This window comes from Tepidimicrobium xylanilyticum (genome assembly GCF_900106765.1).
Taxonomy (GTDB): domain Bacteria; phylum Bacillota; class Clostridia; order Tissierellales; family Tepidimicrobiaceae; genus Tepidimicrobium; species Tepidimicrobium xylanilyticum.
In genome coordinates this window covers 1-14,913 of the sequence record NZ_FNNG01000023.1, presented here as the reverse complement: position 1 = coordinate 14,913, position 14,913 = coordinate 1, and the positions used below count along the sequence as shown (strand labels likewise).

Sequence of the window (14,913 nt, the reverse complement as noted above, 5' to 3'; positions counted from 1 at the left end):
GTTTTACCATGGTCTACGTGACCTATTGTACCTATATTTACGTGAGGTTTCGTTCTTTCAAATTTTTCCTTTGCCATCTGAATTCCTCCTTAATATTAGTATTATTTATTTCCTAAAATCTTTTCTGCAATATTGCTTGGTACCTGCTCATAATGATCAAACTGCATAGTATAAACTGCCCTACCTTGAGTATGAGAACGAAGGTCTGTTGCATATCCAAACATTTCACCCAAGGGAACATATCCTCTAACTACCTGGACTCCTCCTCTAGGTTCCATTCCTTCGATCTTACCTCTTCGAGAATTAATGTCGCCAATTACATCTCCCAAGTACTCTTCTGGTACAATTACCTCTACTTTCATTATTGGTTCTAATAAAACAGGTTTAGCTTTTTCCATAGCTTCCTTGAAAGCCATAGAACCAGCAATCTTAAAGGCCATTTCTGACGAGTCCACTTCGTGATATGACCCATCAAATAAGGTTACCTTTACATCTATTACAGGATATCCACCAAGAACTCCTGATTGCATAGCTTCTCGGATTCCATTATCAACAGAAGGTATATACTCTTTTGGTATAACTCCTCCAACTATATTATTAACAAACTCATATCCTTCTCCAGGTTCTTGTGGCTCAATCCTAATCTTGACATGACCGTATTGCCCCCTACCTCCAGATTGTCTTACATACCTTGTATCTGCTTCTGCTGGAACTGAAATGGATTCCTTATAAGCAACTTGTGGATTACCTACATTTGCTTCTACCTTAAACTCTCTTAGAAGTCTATCCACGATTATTTCTAAGTGTAGTTCCCCCATTCCTGCTATTATGATTTGTCCTGTTTCTTCATTGGTAAAAGTCTTAAATGTAGGATCTTCTTCCGCCAGCTTTGCTAAAGCCACACTCATCTTCTCCTGGCTTGCTTTAGTCTTTGGTTCAATAGCCACTTCAATAACAGGCTCTGGAAACTCCATAGATTCTAGGATGATTGGATTATCTATATCGCATAGAGTATCTCCAGTAGTAGTATCCTTGAATCCTACCGCTGCAGCAATATCTCCTGCATAGACTTCTTTTACTTCCTCTCTCTTATTAGCATGCATTAATAGGATTCTTCCTATTCTCTCTTTTTTTCTCTTTATAGGATTATATACGTAAGAACCTGCTTCAAGCTTCCCAGAATATACCCTAAAGTATGCAAGCTTACCTACATAAGGGTCTGTTACTATTTTAAATGCTAACGCTGAAAAAGGCTCGTCATCAGAAGAATGTCTTTCCAAAGTTTCATCTGAATCTACAGATAACCCCTTTATTGAGGGTATATCTAAAGGCGAAGGTAAATAATCTACTATTGCATCTAATAAAGGTTGAACTCCTTTGTTTTTATAAGATGAACCACATAAAACTGGAGTTATTTCCACTTTAACAGTAGCTGTCCTAATCGCTTTATTAATCTCTTCAGGAGTTATCTCTTCTCCTTCAAGGTATTTCATCATCAATTCTTCATCGTATTCTGCTATTTTTTCCAATAGGTTTTCCCTATATTCTTCTGCTAAATCTTTTAGATCATCGGGTATGTCTACTATCTCTATATTCTGTCCAAGGTCATCCTTATAAACTCTGGCATTCATATGAACCAAATCTACAACTCCCACAAAACCATCTTCTTTTCCAATTGGCAACTGTATGGGGACTGGATTGGCCTTTAGTCTATCTTTTATCATATCGATAACTCTAAAGAAGTCAGCTCCTACGATATCCATCTTGTTGATGAAAGCCATACGAGGAACATGGTATTTGTCCGCCTGCCTCCAAACTGTTTCTGATTGGGGTTCTACTCCTCCTTTTGCACAGAATACTGCTATTGCTCCATCTAGTACTCTAAGAGATCTCTCAACTTCTACCGTAAAATCCACGTGCCCTGGTGTATCAATTATATTAATTCTATGATCTTTCCAGAAGCAAGTAGTAGCAGCAGAAGTTATCGTTATACCTCTCTCTTGTTCCTGTTCCATCCAATCCATTTGGGCAGCACCTTCATGGGTTTCCCCTACTTTGTGGATTTTACCAGTATAAAACAATATCCTCTCAGTAGTAGTTGTTTTTCCTGCATCTATATGAGCCATTATTCCTATATTTCGTGTTCTCTCTAGTGGAATTTTTCTGGACACTGTATTTCCTCCTTCCTGTTTCTATGTCCCCCCTTACACTAGCTCTATAGCATAACCATCCCTAATCTACCATCTATAGTGAGCGAATGCCTTATTTGCCTCTGCCATCTTATGAGTATCTTCTCGTTTCTTGACACTTGCACCTGTATTATTGGCTGCATCCATTATTTCTTTAGCTAATCTTTCAATCATGGTCTTTTCTCCTCTTTGCCTTGAGTATTGAACAAGCCAACGCAAACCTAAGGTTTCCCTTCTTTCTGATCTTACTTCTACTGGAACTTGGTATGTGGCACCACCAATACGTCTAGCTTTTACCTCTAATACAGGCATTACATTATTTAAAGCTTTATAAAATACTTCTAGTGGATCTTCACCAGTCTTTTCTGCTACATAATCAAAAGCTCCATATACAATTCTTTGAGCAACTCCTTTTTTTCCATCAAGCATAACGTTGTTAATAAGCTTTGTAACTACTGTATCGTTGTATATAGGATCTGGTGAAACTTCTCTTTTTGCTACATAACCTTTTCTAGGCACTTCACTTCCCTCCTTAACCATCAAAAGTATATTCATTGGTACTCGACAGAATCGTTCTGCCGTTGTGCGCTAATGCATCTATATTAAATGGAATAATTCCACTGCATTACCAGCACAGTTATTATTTCTTAGGTCTCTTAGCTCCATACTTAGACCTACCCTGTTTTCTTCCTTCAACTCCTGCAGCATCTAAAGTACCTCTAATTATGTGATATCTAACACCAGGAAGGTCCTTTACTCTTCCTCCCCTTATTAGAACTACACTGTGTTCTTGTAAGTTGTGACCAATTCCGGGGATGTATGCAGCTACTTCAACTCCATTTGTAAGTCTAACTCTCGCAACCTTTCTTAAAGCTGAATTAGGCTTCTTAGGTGTAACAGTTCTTACAGCTGTGCAAACCCCTCTCTTTTGTGGGGAATGAACTGTATTGGCCTCTTTCTTTAAAGAGTTAAAATTAACACCCAAGGCTGGTGACTTAGACTTATATTCAACCTTTTGTCTTCCCTTTCTGATTAATTGGTTGATCGTTGGCATCATTGCACCTCCTTCTAATATAAAGAGTTATTTTAATAATGCAGCACTTGCTGCATTAACTTCAATCTTACAGCTTTTGCCTAGCTCTTCCATAGTTTCTACATAGATTATTGGGACCTTTTTCTCTTCACATGCTGTAATAATCTCGTTTTGTATCTTGCTATCTGCATCCTTAGCCAGGTATACCGTTTTAGCTTTTCCATTTAACAAGGCTCTTTTGACTTGTTTAGTCCCGACTACCTTTTTATCGGTATTAAGCTCTGGTATCATAAGCTTCTTCCCCCTTCCTAACATTTTAAAGATTATGTGGACATGAGGTCCACATAATCTTTATGTTTTGAAAAGAGTCCACTTTAGATTTGCACACCTATATATTTTACCATCAGTCATTTTTAGTGTCAACAACATTTTCAGTTGGAATCTCTTCATCATAGATCAAATCAATGTTCTTATATCGCCTCATTCCTGTACCTGCTGGTATTAGTTTTCCTATTATAACATTTTCTTTTAGACCTATTAAGTGGTCTACTTTCCCCTTAATAGCTGCTTCCGTTAATACTCTTGTGGTTTCTTGGAAGCTAGCAGCAGATAGGAATGAATCGGTAGCCAAGGATGCTTTAGTTATACCAAGTAAAGTCCTTCTACCAACTGCTGGTGTACCGCCATTGTCTATAGTGTTTTTATTTGCATCCTCAAATTCATGAAGACTTACCAAACTTCCGGGTAAGAAATCAGTATCGCCTGGTTCCTCCACTTTAACCTTTCCTAACATCTGTCTTACTATTATTTCTATATGTTTATCCGATATGTCTACACCTTGCAACCTATAAACTCTTTGTACTTCTTTTACTAGATAATTTTGAACTCCTTGAACCCCCTTAATTTTCAATATATCGTGAGGATTCACAGAGCCTTCTGTAATTTCATCTCCCGCTTCAACAAAGTCTCCCGGCCTTACCTTTAGTCTGGAACCGTAGTTTATGCTGTAAGTTTTAGTTTCCCCGTCCTTGGATTCTACTATCACTTCTTTTTTCTTTTTGGTTTCATTTATCCTCACTGTTCCAGATATTTCGGATATGATAGCAAGACCTTTAGGTTTTCTTGCTTCAAACAATTCTTCGACCCTTGGTAAACCTTGAGTAATGTCAGCTCCTGCTACCCCACCTGTATGGAATGTACGCATGGTTAGCTGAGTTCCTGGTTCTCCAATAGATTGAGCCGCTATAGTTCCAACGGCTTCCCCCACATTTACCGGATCTCCAGTAGCTAAGTTTATTCCATAACAGTGAACACATACACCATGACGAGTTTTACAGCCTAACACAGATCTTACTTTCACTTCTTCTATTCCTGCTTCTTCAATAAGTTGAGCAATATCTTCAGTTATCATTTCTTCTTTTCTAACAATTACTTCTTTAGTTTCAGGATGGATTACATCTTCTGCTGAATACCTACCTGAAATTCTGTCCTTTAAGTCCTCTATTATCTCGTTTCCATCTTTAAAAGCTCTAGCAACTAAATATTGATCTGTACCACATTCCTCTTCTCTTACTATAACATCTTGGCTTACATCAACCAATCTCCTTGTCAAATAACCGGAGTCAGCAGTCCTCAAGGCAGTATCTGCTAATCCCTTTCTTGAACCATGAGTAGAAATGAAGAATTCCAATACATTTAGCCCTTCTCTAAAGTTGGACTTTATGGGAATTTCTATGGTCTTACCTGTAGCACTAGCCATTAAGCCCCTCATACCTGCTAACTGTCTAATCTGATTCTTACTACCTCTAGCTCCCGAATGAGCCATTATATAAATATTGTTCATATGGTCTAGTTCATCCATCAAGGCATCTGTTATCTCTTCTGTCGTTCTATTCCATATCTCAATTACCTTTTCATATCTTTCTTCATCGGAGATTAACCCTCTTCTGTAGGATTTTTCAAATTTATCTACTTCCTCTTCCGCTTTTGCAAGTAATTCAATCTTCCTTTTAGGAACTATTACATCTGACATGCTTATGGTTATAGCCCCTACAGTTGAATAGCGGAATCCCAATTCTTTTATTTTATCTAAAACTTCAGCAGTTACAATATTCCCATGTTTCTTATAACACTTTTCCACTATTTCTCCCAATATCTTTTTATCTACTAATTTATCTACTTCCAAGGAATAAGAGTCTTTCGTTCTGTCTACAAATCCTAGGTCTTGAGGTATACTATCGTTAAATATAAATCTCCCTACAGTGCTTTCGATTAATACTCCTCTATCATTTTCATCCAGCTTCTTTCTTACCTTTACTCGGGCATGAATTCCCACATCTCCGTTGTAATAAGCTTGCAGCATTTCTTCATAATCCCTGAATATTTTCCCTTCCCCTTTTTCACCAGGATTCTCAACGGTTAAATAATAGCAACCCAGTACCATGTCTTGTGTTGGTGTAGTTATAGGCTTTCCGTCCTTAGGGGCTAAAATATTATTAACCGATAACATCAAAAGCCTAGCTTCCGCTTGTGCTTCAGTAGATAAAGGTACGTGAACCGCCATTTGGTCTCCATCGAAGTCTGCATTATATGCAGTACAAACAAGAGGATGAAGCTTAATAGCCTTTCCTTCAACCAACACCGGTTCAAAAGCTTGAATACCTAATCGGTGAAGGGTAGGCGCCCTGTTTAACAATACAGGGTGGTCCTTAATTACCTCATCAAGTACATCCCATACCACTGGTTTCATTCTTTCAACCATTCGCTTAGCAGATTTAATATTGTGGGCATGTTCATCTGCTACTAGCTTTTTCATCACAAAAGGCTTAAACAATTCCAATGCCATCTTCTTTGGCAAACCGCACTGATAGAATTTAAGTTCTGGTCCTACCACTATTACAGAACGGCCAGAGTAATCAACCCTTTTCCCAAGTAAATTCTGTCTAAACCTTCCTTGTTTCCCTTTTAACATATCCGAAAGGGATTTTAAAGGTCTATTACCAGGACCTGTAACAGGCCTTCCTCTACGACCATTATCTATTAAAGCATCCACTGCTTCCTGTAGCATCCTCTTTTCGTTTCTTACGATAATATCGGGTGCTCCCAAATCTAATAATCTCTTTAAACGATTATTTCTATTGATAACCCTTCTATAAAGGTCATTTAAGTCAGAGGTAGCGAATCTGCCTCCATCTAGTTGAACCATAGGCCTTAAATCTGGTGGTATAACAGGAATCACGTCTAATATCATCCATTCAGGTCTATTGCCAGATGACCTGAACGCTTCCACAACCTCTAGTCTTCTGATTATTCTTGTCTTCTTTTGTCCTGTGGCAGATTTCAATTGAAGCCTTAATTCCTTTGCTTCTTTATCTAAATCTATTTTAGAAAGCAACTCCTTTATTGCTTCTGCACCCATCATGGCTCTAAAGTTATTTCCGTACTTATCCAAAGCTTCTCTATATTCTGCCTCTGTTAGCAATTGTTTCTCATATAAAGGAGTATTTCCCCCATCTATAACTATATATGATGCAAAATACAACACCTTTTCCAAAGCCCTGGGAGACATATCTAACATAAGTCCCATTCTACTTGGAATACCTTTAAAATACCAGATATGAGATACAGGGGCAGCCAATTCTATATGCCCCATCCTTTCTCTTCGCACCTTTGATTTAGTCACTTCTACTCCACATCTATCGCATACTACCCCTTTGTACCTTACCCGCTTATATTTACCGCAGTGGCACTCCCAATCCTTAGTGGGACCAAATATCTTCTCACAAAAAAGCCCTTCCTTTTCAGGTTTTAAAGTCCTATAATTAATAGTTTCTGGCTTCTTTACTTCTCCCCTTGACCATTGCCTAATCTTATCGGGGGATGCAAGACCAATTTTTAATGAATCAAAAGTATTTAATTCAAACAAGGAGCTTTCTCTCCTTTCTATAGAATAATATGAAATATTTTTAATAATCGTCATCTTCTTCATCTATTTCATAATCATCATCTTCATCATATATGAATCTAAGATTTGCATTATCTTCATCTTCGTCATCTATATCATCATCTTCTTCATCTTTCAAAAATCTATCATCTATTAAATCATCGCCCATTAATTCTAAATCTGTTATTTCATCATCAACAGATTCTTTTATCTCAATTTCATCTTCTTCTTCCGATAGCACCTTCACATCCAATGCTAGACTCTGTAGTTCCTTTATTAAAACCTTGAAAGATTCTGGAACTCCAGGTTCTGGGATGTTTTCCCCTTTAACGATGGCCTCATAGGTTTTCACTCTTCCAACTACATCGTCTGATTTAACCGTCAATATTTCCTGTAAAGTATGAGCAGCTCCATAGGCCTCTAAAGCCCAAACTTCCATCTCTCCAAACCTTTGGCCTCCAAATTGTGCCTTTCCTCCCAGAGGCTGTTGAGTTACTAGAGAATAAGGTCCAGTAGATCTGGCGTGAATCTTATCATCTACCAAATGGTGTAACTTCAACATATACATATAGCCAACTGTTACGGGATTATCTAAATACTCTCCAGTTCTTCCATCTCTCAATTGGATTTTACCACTCTCTGGATAACCAGCCATCTTTAATGCATCGATTATATCTTGGTCACTAGCTCCGTCAAATACAGGAGTGGCTACATGCCAACCCAATTTTTTAGCAGCCAATCCTAAATGCACTTCCAAAACCTGCCCTAAATTCATTCTAGAAGGTACCCCTAAAGGATTAAGAACTATTTCTATTGGCGTTCCATCGGGTAAGAAAGGCATATCCTCTTCTGGTAGTATTCTAGATACCACACCTTTATTCCCATGGCGACCGCACATTTTATCTCCGACGGAAATTTTTCTCTTAGTTGCCACATAAACCCTTACCATTTGGTTTACTCCAGGAGATAGTTCATCTCCATTTTCCCTAGAGAAAATCTTCACATCTACTACTATTCCTGATTCTCCGTGGGGAACTCTAAGGGATGTATCACGAACTTCTCTTGCCTTTTCACCAAATATAGCTCTTAACAACCTTTCTTCAGCCGTCAGTTCAGTTTCTCCCTTTGGTGTAACCTTCCCCACTAGAATATCTCCAGATTTAACTTCAGCTCCTATTCTAACAATACCTTGCTCGTCTAGATCCTTAAGCATATCCTCTCCTACATTAGGGATATCTCTAGTAATTTCTTCTGGTCCCAACTTAGTATCCCTAGCCTCTGATTCGTATTCTTCTATGTGAATGGAAGTCAAAGTATCATCGATAACCAATTTTTCACTTATGAGTATAGCATCCTCATAGTTATATCCTTCCCAAGTCATAAAGGCTACTAATAGATTTTTACCTAAAGCAATCTCCCCTAGTTCAGTACTTGGTCCATCTGCAATAACCTGGCCTTTTTCTACCCTTTCATCCTTTCTAATTATTGGTCTTTGATTTATAGTAGTACCTTGGTTAGAGCGCTTAAATTTCAACAATTTATATTTATCAATCTGGCCATCTTCATCTCTCCTGATTAAGATCTCATTGGAACTTACCTTGACAACCGTTCCTGAATTCTTAGCTATTACCACAACTCCCGAATCTCGTGCTGCCTTATATTCTATACCAGTTCCAATTATAGGTGCTTCAGTTTTTAGTAATGGTACTGCTTGTCGCTGCATGTTAGCACCCATTAAAGCTCTGTTAGCATCATCATTTTCTAAAAATGGAATCATAGCTGTCCCTACAGACACTATCTGTTTTGGTGAAACATCCATATAATCCACTTCACTACTCGGATATATATCTATAACTCCATCTTTCCCTCTAGCAACTACTCTCTTATTTATAAATCTGTTCTCTTCATCTAAAGGCTCATTGGATTGAGCTATAATGAATTCATCTTCCACATCTGCTGTCAGATATTCAATTTCATCTAATACTACTCCTCTTTCCTTATCTACCTTTCTATATGGTGCTTCTAAAAAACCATATTCATTTATCCTTGCATAGGTAGTTAGAGAAGTTATAAGCCCAATATTAGGGCCTTCTGGTGTTTCTATAGGACACATCCTGCCATAGTGGGAATGGTGTACGTCTCTTACTTCTACTCCTGCCCTATCTCTACTCAACCCACCTGGTCCTAATGCAGACATCCTTCGCTTGTGGGTTAATTCAGCTAATGGATTGGTTTGGTCCATAAATTGGGACAATTGGCTGCTGCCGAAAAACTCCTTAATGGCTGCTACTACCGGTCTTATATTTATTAACGCTTGAGGGGTTGCCACATCTATATCCTGGATGGTCATCCTTTCCCTTACTACCCTTTCCATCCTAGAAAGTCCTATCCTAAATTGATTTTGAAGAAGCTCACCAACAGACCTTAGTCTTCTATTTCCTAAATGGTCTATATCATCAGTCGAACCTATCCCATAAAATAGATTGAATTCATAGTTAATGCTAGCTATTATATCATCCTTAATAATATGTTTAGGGGAAATTTCACGAACCCTCTCTGCAATTGCTTCTTTTAGCTCTTCTGGATCTTCATAAGTATCTATAAGTTCTTTCATGATAGGATAATAGACCTTTTCCTTCAATCCTAACTCCTCTAAAGAAAATGGAAGATTAAAAGCTTTCCCAGAAACAAAATTATTACCAACTACACGGATAATTCTTCCATCATCCAATTCTATATCTACTCGATTTATTCCACTATTTTCAATTTCTATAGCCTTTTCCCTTGTAATTTTTTCTCCTTTAGCTACAAATAATTCTCCAGTTTCTAAATCCTTAATATCTTCCGCTGCTCTTCTACCTGTAATCCTATTGTATAGAGCTAGCTTCTTATTGAACTTATACCTTCCAACCTTGGCTAAGTCATATCTTTTAGGGTCAAAAAACAAATTTTCCAATAAGGATCTGGCATTTTCAACGGTTGGAGGTTCTCCAGGTCTTAACCTTTTATATATTTCAATGAGGGCTTCTTCCTCCGTACTAGTATTATCCTTCTCTAAAGTTTTTAAAACCTGCTCCGTTTCTCCTAACAGGTCTATTATTTCAGCATTGGTATTAAATCCTAATGCTCTTAAAAGAGTAGTAATAGCAAGTTTTCTAGTTCTATCTATTCTAACGTAAACGATATCGTTTGAATCCGACTCGTATTCAAGCCAAGCTCCCCTATTAGGAATTACAGATGCAGAATAAAGCCTTTTTCCTACCTTGTCAATCTCTTCTGAATAATATACTCCAGGAGATCTTACCAACTGGCTTACTACCACTCTTTCTGCTCCATTGATAATAAAAGTTCCCTTTTCTGTCATTAATGGAAAATCTCCCATGAATACTTCTTGTTCCTTTACCTCTCCTGTTTCTTTGTTTATCAGGCGTACCTTTACCTTTAATGGAGCTGAATAATTTGCATCCCTTTCTCTAGCCTCATCTTCACTATATTTTGGTTCATCGCTGATGTGATAATCAACGAATTCTAATATGAGGTTTCCCGTATAGTCCTGAATAGGGGATATATCTTCAAAAACTTCCCTCAACCCCTCTTTTAGAAACCATTCATAGGAAGATTTCTGTACTTCGATTAAATCTGGTAATTCTAGTACTTCATTAATGCGGGAATAACTCATCCTGACCCGTTTCCCGTATGTAACAGGATGTACCATCAATAATTCACCCCTTATTAAACTAAAATAGCCAAAAGTAATTGGATACTTTTGGTAATACTGTTTTAAATAAATCTATTATAATATTGACAATTATAGGATTATTTATACAAAAAACAATTTTATCGAACATTATAGCATCTACACATATTACCACAATATACACATCGTGTCAAGGATTTTTTTACTGCTTCTTACAAATAATAAAAAAGGCCTTCGAAACATATGAGGCCTTTTTTATTATTTGCCAATTAATTTATTATGTTATTTTAATTCTATTACTGCTCCTGCTTCTTCTAATTTAGCCTTAATATCTTCAGCTTCTTCTTTTGATACTCCTTCTTTAACTGGCTTTGGTGCATTGTCTACTAATTCTTTTGCTTCTTTCAATCCTAAACCAGTTAACTCTCTAACAACCTTAATAACTTTAATCTTTTGTTGCCCTGCATCTGCTAAAATTACGTCAAAATCGCTCTTTTCTTCTGCAGCTTCAGTAGCTCCTCCTGCAACAGGAGCTGCTGCTGCTACTGCAACTGGAGCAGCTGCGCTAACTCCAAATTCTTCTTCTAATGCCTTAACTAATTCTGATAATTCTAAAACAGTTAAACTCTTAACTTCTTCAATTAAATTTAACACTTTTTCACTTGCCATTTATATCCCTCCAAATTATTTTCTTTTTTAAAATTATGCTTCTGCACCTTCTTGTTTTTCTTTCACTGCATTTAATGCGTATACAAGACTTCTAATTGTTCCTTGAAGTACATTAGCAAAGCCTGCAATTGGCCCATTCAAGCCAGCAAGGGCTTGCGCAATAAGTACTTCTTTTGATGGTAGATTTGCTAAATTCTTAATTTCATCTACGCCTATTATCTTACCATCTACTATACCAGCCTTGATTTCAAGTTTATCATTTTGCTTAGCAAATTCATGAGTAATCTTAGCTGCTTGCACTGGATCATCAAAACCAAAGGCGATTGCATTTGGTCCAGTTAGAAATTGATTGAATTCTTCATAACCTGCATTTTTAAAGGCAAATCTCATTAAGGTGTTTTTATATACTTTATACTCAACACCAGCTTCTTTATATTTACGCCTTAGTTGTGTAACTTCTTCTACATTTAATCCTCTATAGTCTACCAAAACAACACCTTGAGCTTTTTTTACCTTATCAGTAATCTCTTCAACTACTTGCTTTTTTTCCTCTATTGCCCTTTCTCTCAACAGCTTCACCTCCTAAAGGCCAACAAATAAAGGTCTCTCCGTAGACATGGAGAGACCTTTAATCTCTATTTATAAGGATTAGTTCTCAATCTCACCTCGGTAGGAAAGTTTAAACCCATTGGGTTCCTACTGTCTACGGCAACCTATTCTTTTAACGTTATAGATTATATCAATAAATATTAGGGCTGTCAATGATAATATTCATTAAAAATTAATTGTTCTTTTGAGCCAATCTATCAGCTAATTGTTGTGGATTAACCTTTATTCCCGGTCCCATCGTGCTGGATAACACGACACTTCTTAAATACCTTCCCTTAGCTGCAGCTGGTTTTGCTTTGATTATCTCTTCCATGATGGTGGCAAAGTTTTCCATTAGTTTTTCTGCGCCAAAAGATACCTTTCCAATTGGTACGTGAACTATACTCGATTTATCAACTCTATATTCAACCTTACCAGCTTTAATCTCTTTCACAGCTTTTTCTATTTCAAATGTAACAGTCCCTGATTTTGGGTTTGGCATTAAGCCCTTAGGACCTAATATCCTTCCTATACGGCCTACAACTCCCATCATGTCAGGTGTAGCAACTACTACATCAAAGTCTAGCCATCCTTCGTTTTGAATTTTTTGGACCAGCTCTTCTCCTCCTACATAATCAGCACCTGCGTCTTCGGCTTCCTTTACCTTGTCTCCTTTTGCAAACACAAGAACTCTCCTAGTCCTTCCAGTACCATGTGGAAGTACTACTGCACCTCTTACCTGTTGATCTGCATGTCTTGGATCTACACCTAATCTTACAGATAATTCAACCGTTTCATCAAAGTTAGCCTTTGCTGTCTTTAGAACTAAATCTATTGCTTCTTGTGCATCGTATAGATGGGTCCTGTCTACTAACTTAAAGCTTTCCTGATATTTTTTTCCTCTTTTCTTCATACTCTTACCTCCTTGTGGTTTTAACGGAATTTCCTCCCACTAATCGATTATTCTTCAACAACTACTCCCATACTCCTAGCAGTTCCTGCTATCATGCTCATAGCAGCTTCTATACTTCCTGCATTTAAGTCGGGCATTTTTATTTCAGCAATTTCTCTAACTTTTTCCTTAGATATCTTTGCTACTTTATTCTTATTTGGTTCACCAGAACCTGATTCAATTCCTACAGCTTTTTTAATTAGTACTGACACAGGTGGTGTTTTGGTAATAAAAGTGAAAGATCTATCTTGATAAACTGTAAGAACAACGGGTATTATCATACCAGCTTGGTCTGCAGTCCTTGCATTGAATTCCTTAGTAAATTGCATAATATTTACTCCATGAGGTCCCAATGCAGTTCCTACAGGTGGAGCTGGTGTAGCTTTTCCAGCTGGTATTTGTAGTTTTACCACAGCTATAACCTTTTTTGCCATATTCATTCCACCTCCTCAAATCCTTTGTGGTAAGGCGGGATAATCCCTCCCACTTCTATGAATCTTTTATAAATCTATATAAAAAGCTTATTAGCTTTTATAAACAATATTATATTTTTTCTACTTGGTCGAAATCCAGTTCTACAAGAGTTTCCCTGCCAAACATGGATACAAATACTTTAACTTTTTTCTTTTCAAGATTAATGCTTTCAACGGTGCCCATGAAGTTTTCAAAGGGCCCAGTAGTAACTTTTATAATATCTTTTTCTTTTAAATCAATAGATGGCAAGGAGGTATCCTGTACACCTAAAGCTTTAACCTCTTCATCAGATAGTGGAACTGGTTTAGAACCCGGCCCCACAAAGCCTGTTACTCCTCTGGTATTCCTTACCAAGTACCACGATACATCGTTCATTATCATTTTTACTAGCACATATCCTGGAAAGAGTTTTCTTTCTTTGAGTTTTTTCTTCCCGCCTTTAGTATCGATATACTCCTCAGTGGGTACTGCTACTTCAAATATATCGTCAATATTCCCTCTGTTTTCTACCAATTTTTCAATATTAGCTTTTACCTTTTTTTCGTAACCAGAATAAGTATGAACTACATACCACTTGGCTTTTTTAGCCCTCTCCACTCTACTTTCAACCTTATCCGTCATATGTTCAAGGACCTTTTGGCCCTCCCCTCCTTCACATTACTTAATAATTAATGATAATAGACGATGTATACCTAGATCTAATAACCATACTACTAAACCAACCATAAAGCTAATTAGGATAACTACTCCTGTATAATTGATTAATTCCTTTTTACTAGGCCAAATAACCTTTTTAGTCTCCGCTCTAACGCCTCTAAAATATGTCCTAATCTTACCTTTGCTAGCGCTGGTCTGACTTGACATAAGCTCACATCCTTACTCTTATATTTAAATGCTATCTTGTTTCCCTGTGAACAGTATGTGTTTTGCAAAACTTACAATACTTTTTAAGTTCCAATCTTTCAGTAGTTTTCTTCTTGTTTTTAGTCGATACATAGTTTCTTTGTTTGCATTCAGTGCAAGCTAAAGTTATTCTTTCTCTCATATGCTACACCTCCTACGTGAAAAAGTAAATATATTGATATTAGGGCATAGTTACCTATTATTACATTATTACTTAATATAAACTATCATAAATTAAAATCTATGTCAACAAAAATAAACGTAATAGTATTAACCCTTTATAATTTTAACCATTTATATCTAGAATTATCCTAGTATATACAATCTTAAAGAGACTAGGCCCGAAAGACCTAGTCTCTATTTTGGTCTAATTACCCAAGAATCTTAGTAACAACTCCAGCACCTACTGTTCTACCACCTTCACGAATAGCAAATCTTAATCCTTCTTCCATAGCTATCGGAGTT

At 37.1% G+C, this 14,913-nt stretch carries 14 protein-coding genes and 1 other annotated feature; all 14 genes read right to left on the bottom strand.

Annotated elements, in window-relative coordinates:
* Positions 1–101: 101 nt before the first annotated feature.
* Positions 102–2,171 carry an elongation factor G gene (fusA, locus tag BLV68_RS14555; protein WP_093755086.1) on the bottom strand — a complete coding sequence of 690 codons (2,070 nt, stop codon included), beginning with the start codon at positions 2,169–2,171 and terminating at the stop codon, positions 102–104.
* Positions 2,172–2,237: 66 nt separating this feature from the next.
* Positions 2,238–2,708 carry a 30S ribosomal protein S7 gene (gene rpsG / locus BLV68_RS14550; protein WP_093755084.1) on the bottom strand — a complete coding sequence of 157 codons (471 nt, stop codon included), beginning with the start codon at positions 2,706–2,708 and terminating at the stop codon, positions 2,238–2,240.
* Between the two features lie 121 nt (positions 2,709–2,829).
* Positions 2,830–3,243, bottom strand: a complete 414-nt coding sequence (gene rpsL, locus BLV68_RS14545) for a 30S ribosomal protein S12 (RefSeq protein ID WP_093755082.1) — start codon at positions 3,241–3,243, stop codon at positions 2,830–2,832.
* 27 nt (positions 3,244–3,270) lie between these two features.
* On the bottom strand, positions 3,271–3,513 hold the full coding sequence (locus BLV68_RS14540; RefSeq protein ID WP_093755080.1) for a ribosomal L7Ae/L30e/S12e/Gadd45 family protein: 243 nt from the start codon (positions 3,511–3,513) through the stop codon (positions 3,271–3,273).
* 112 nt (positions 3,514–3,625) lie between these two features.
* Entirely contained in the window at positions 3,626–7,147 is a 3,522-nt protein-coding gene (rpoC, locus tag BLV68_RS14535; protein ID WP_093755088.1) for a DNA-directed RNA polymerase subunit beta', read from the bottom strand.
* Between the two features lie 40 nt (positions 7,148–7,187).
* A complete protein-coding gene (gene rpoB / locus BLV68_RS14530) occupies positions 7,188–10,880 on the bottom strand; it encodes a DNA-directed RNA polymerase subunit beta (protein WP_093755078.1) in 3,693 nt (1,230 codons plus the stop codon).
* 264 nt (positions 10,881–11,144) lie between these two features.
* On the bottom strand, positions 11,145–11,531 hold the full coding sequence (gene rplL / locus BLV68_RS14525) for a 50S ribosomal protein L7/L12 (RefSeq protein ID WP_093755076.1): 387 nt from the start codon (positions 11,529–11,531) through the stop codon (positions 11,145–11,147).
* Between the two features lie 33 nt (positions 11,532–11,564).
* A complete protein-coding gene (rplJ, locus tag BLV68_RS14520) occupies positions 11,565–12,101 on the bottom strand; it encodes a 50S ribosomal protein L10 (RefSeq protein ID WP_093755074.1) in 537 nt (178 codons plus the stop codon).
* 16 nt (positions 12,102–12,117) lie between these two features.
* Positions 12,118–12,258 (bottom strand) — a sequence feature (ribosomal protein L10 leader region).
* Between the two features lie 54 nt (positions 12,259–12,312).
* The gene (gene rplA / locus BLV68_RS14515) at positions 12,313–13,032 is read right to left on the bottom strand and encodes a 50S ribosomal protein L1 (protein ID WP_093755072.1); all 720 of its coding nucleotides are present in this window, start codon (positions 13,030–13,032) and stop codon (positions 12,313–12,315) included.
* 47 nt (positions 13,033–13,079) lie between these two features.
* Positions 13,080–13,505: a 50S ribosomal protein L11 gene (rplK, locus tag BLV68_RS14510; protein WP_093755070.1), complete on the bottom strand. Its 426-nt coding sequence runs from the start codon at positions 13,503–13,505 to the stop codon at positions 13,080–13,082.
* Between the two features lie 109 nt (positions 13,506–13,614).
* On the bottom strand, positions 13,615–14,166 hold the full coding sequence (gene nusG, locus BLV68_RS14505) for a transcription termination/antitermination protein NusG (protein ID WP_093755068.1): 552 nt from the start codon (positions 14,164–14,166) through the stop codon (positions 13,615–13,617).
* A gap of 36 nt (positions 14,167–14,202) precedes the next feature.
* Positions 14,203–14,409: a preprotein translocase subunit SecE gene (gene secE, locus BLV68_RS14500; protein WP_093755066.1), complete on the bottom strand. Its 207-nt coding sequence runs from the start codon at positions 14,407–14,409 to the stop codon at positions 14,203–14,205.
* 31 nt (positions 14,410–14,440) lie between these two features.
* Entirely contained in the window at positions 14,441–14,590 is a 150-nt protein-coding gene (gene rpmG / locus BLV68_RS14495) for a 50S ribosomal protein L33 (RefSeq protein WP_093755064.1), read from the bottom strand.
* 229 nt (positions 14,591–14,819) lie between these two features.
* The coding region (locus BLV68_RS14490) for an EF-Tu C-terminal domain-related protein (RefSeq protein WP_143035303.1) at positions 14,820–14,913 on the bottom strand (94 nt) is incomplete at its 5' end.

Bases quoted from the DNA above. Each gene is read 5' to 3' on its own strand.
- BLV68_RS14540 (WP_093755080.1), bottom strand. From the start codon at position 3,513: ATGATACCAGAGCTTAATACCGATAAAAAGGTAGTCGGGACTAAACAA.
- rpsL (WP_093755082.1), bottom strand. From the start codon at position 3,243: ATGCCAACGATCAACCAATTAATCAGAAAGGGAAGACAAAAGGTTGAA.
- nusG (WP_093755068.1), bottom strand. From the start codon at position 14,166: ATGACGGATAAGGTTGAAAGTAGAGTGGAGAGGGCTAAAAAAGCCAAG.
- rpoB (WP_093755078.1), bottom strand. From the start codon at position 10,880: ATGGTACATCCTGTTACATACGGGAAACGGGTCAGGATGAGTTATTCC.
- rplA (WP_093755072.1), bottom strand. From the start codon at position 13,032: ATGAAGAAAAGAGGAAAAAAATATCAGGAAAGCTTTAAGTTAGTAGAC.
- rplK (WP_093755070.1), bottom strand. From the start codon at position 13,505: ATGGCAAAAAAGGTTATAGCTGTGGTAAAACTACAAATACCAGCTGGA.
- secE (WP_093755066.1), bottom strand. From the start codon at position 14,409: ATGTCAAGTCAGACCAGCGCTAGCAAAGGTAAGATTAGGACATATTTT.
- rpmG (WP_093755064.1), bottom strand. From the start codon at position 14,590: ATGAGAGAAAGAATAACTTTAGCTTGCACTGAATGCAAACAAAGAAAC.
- rplL (WP_093755076.1), bottom strand. From the start codon at position 11,531: ATGGCAAGTGAAAAAGTGTTAAATTTAATTGAAGAAGTTAAGAGTTTA.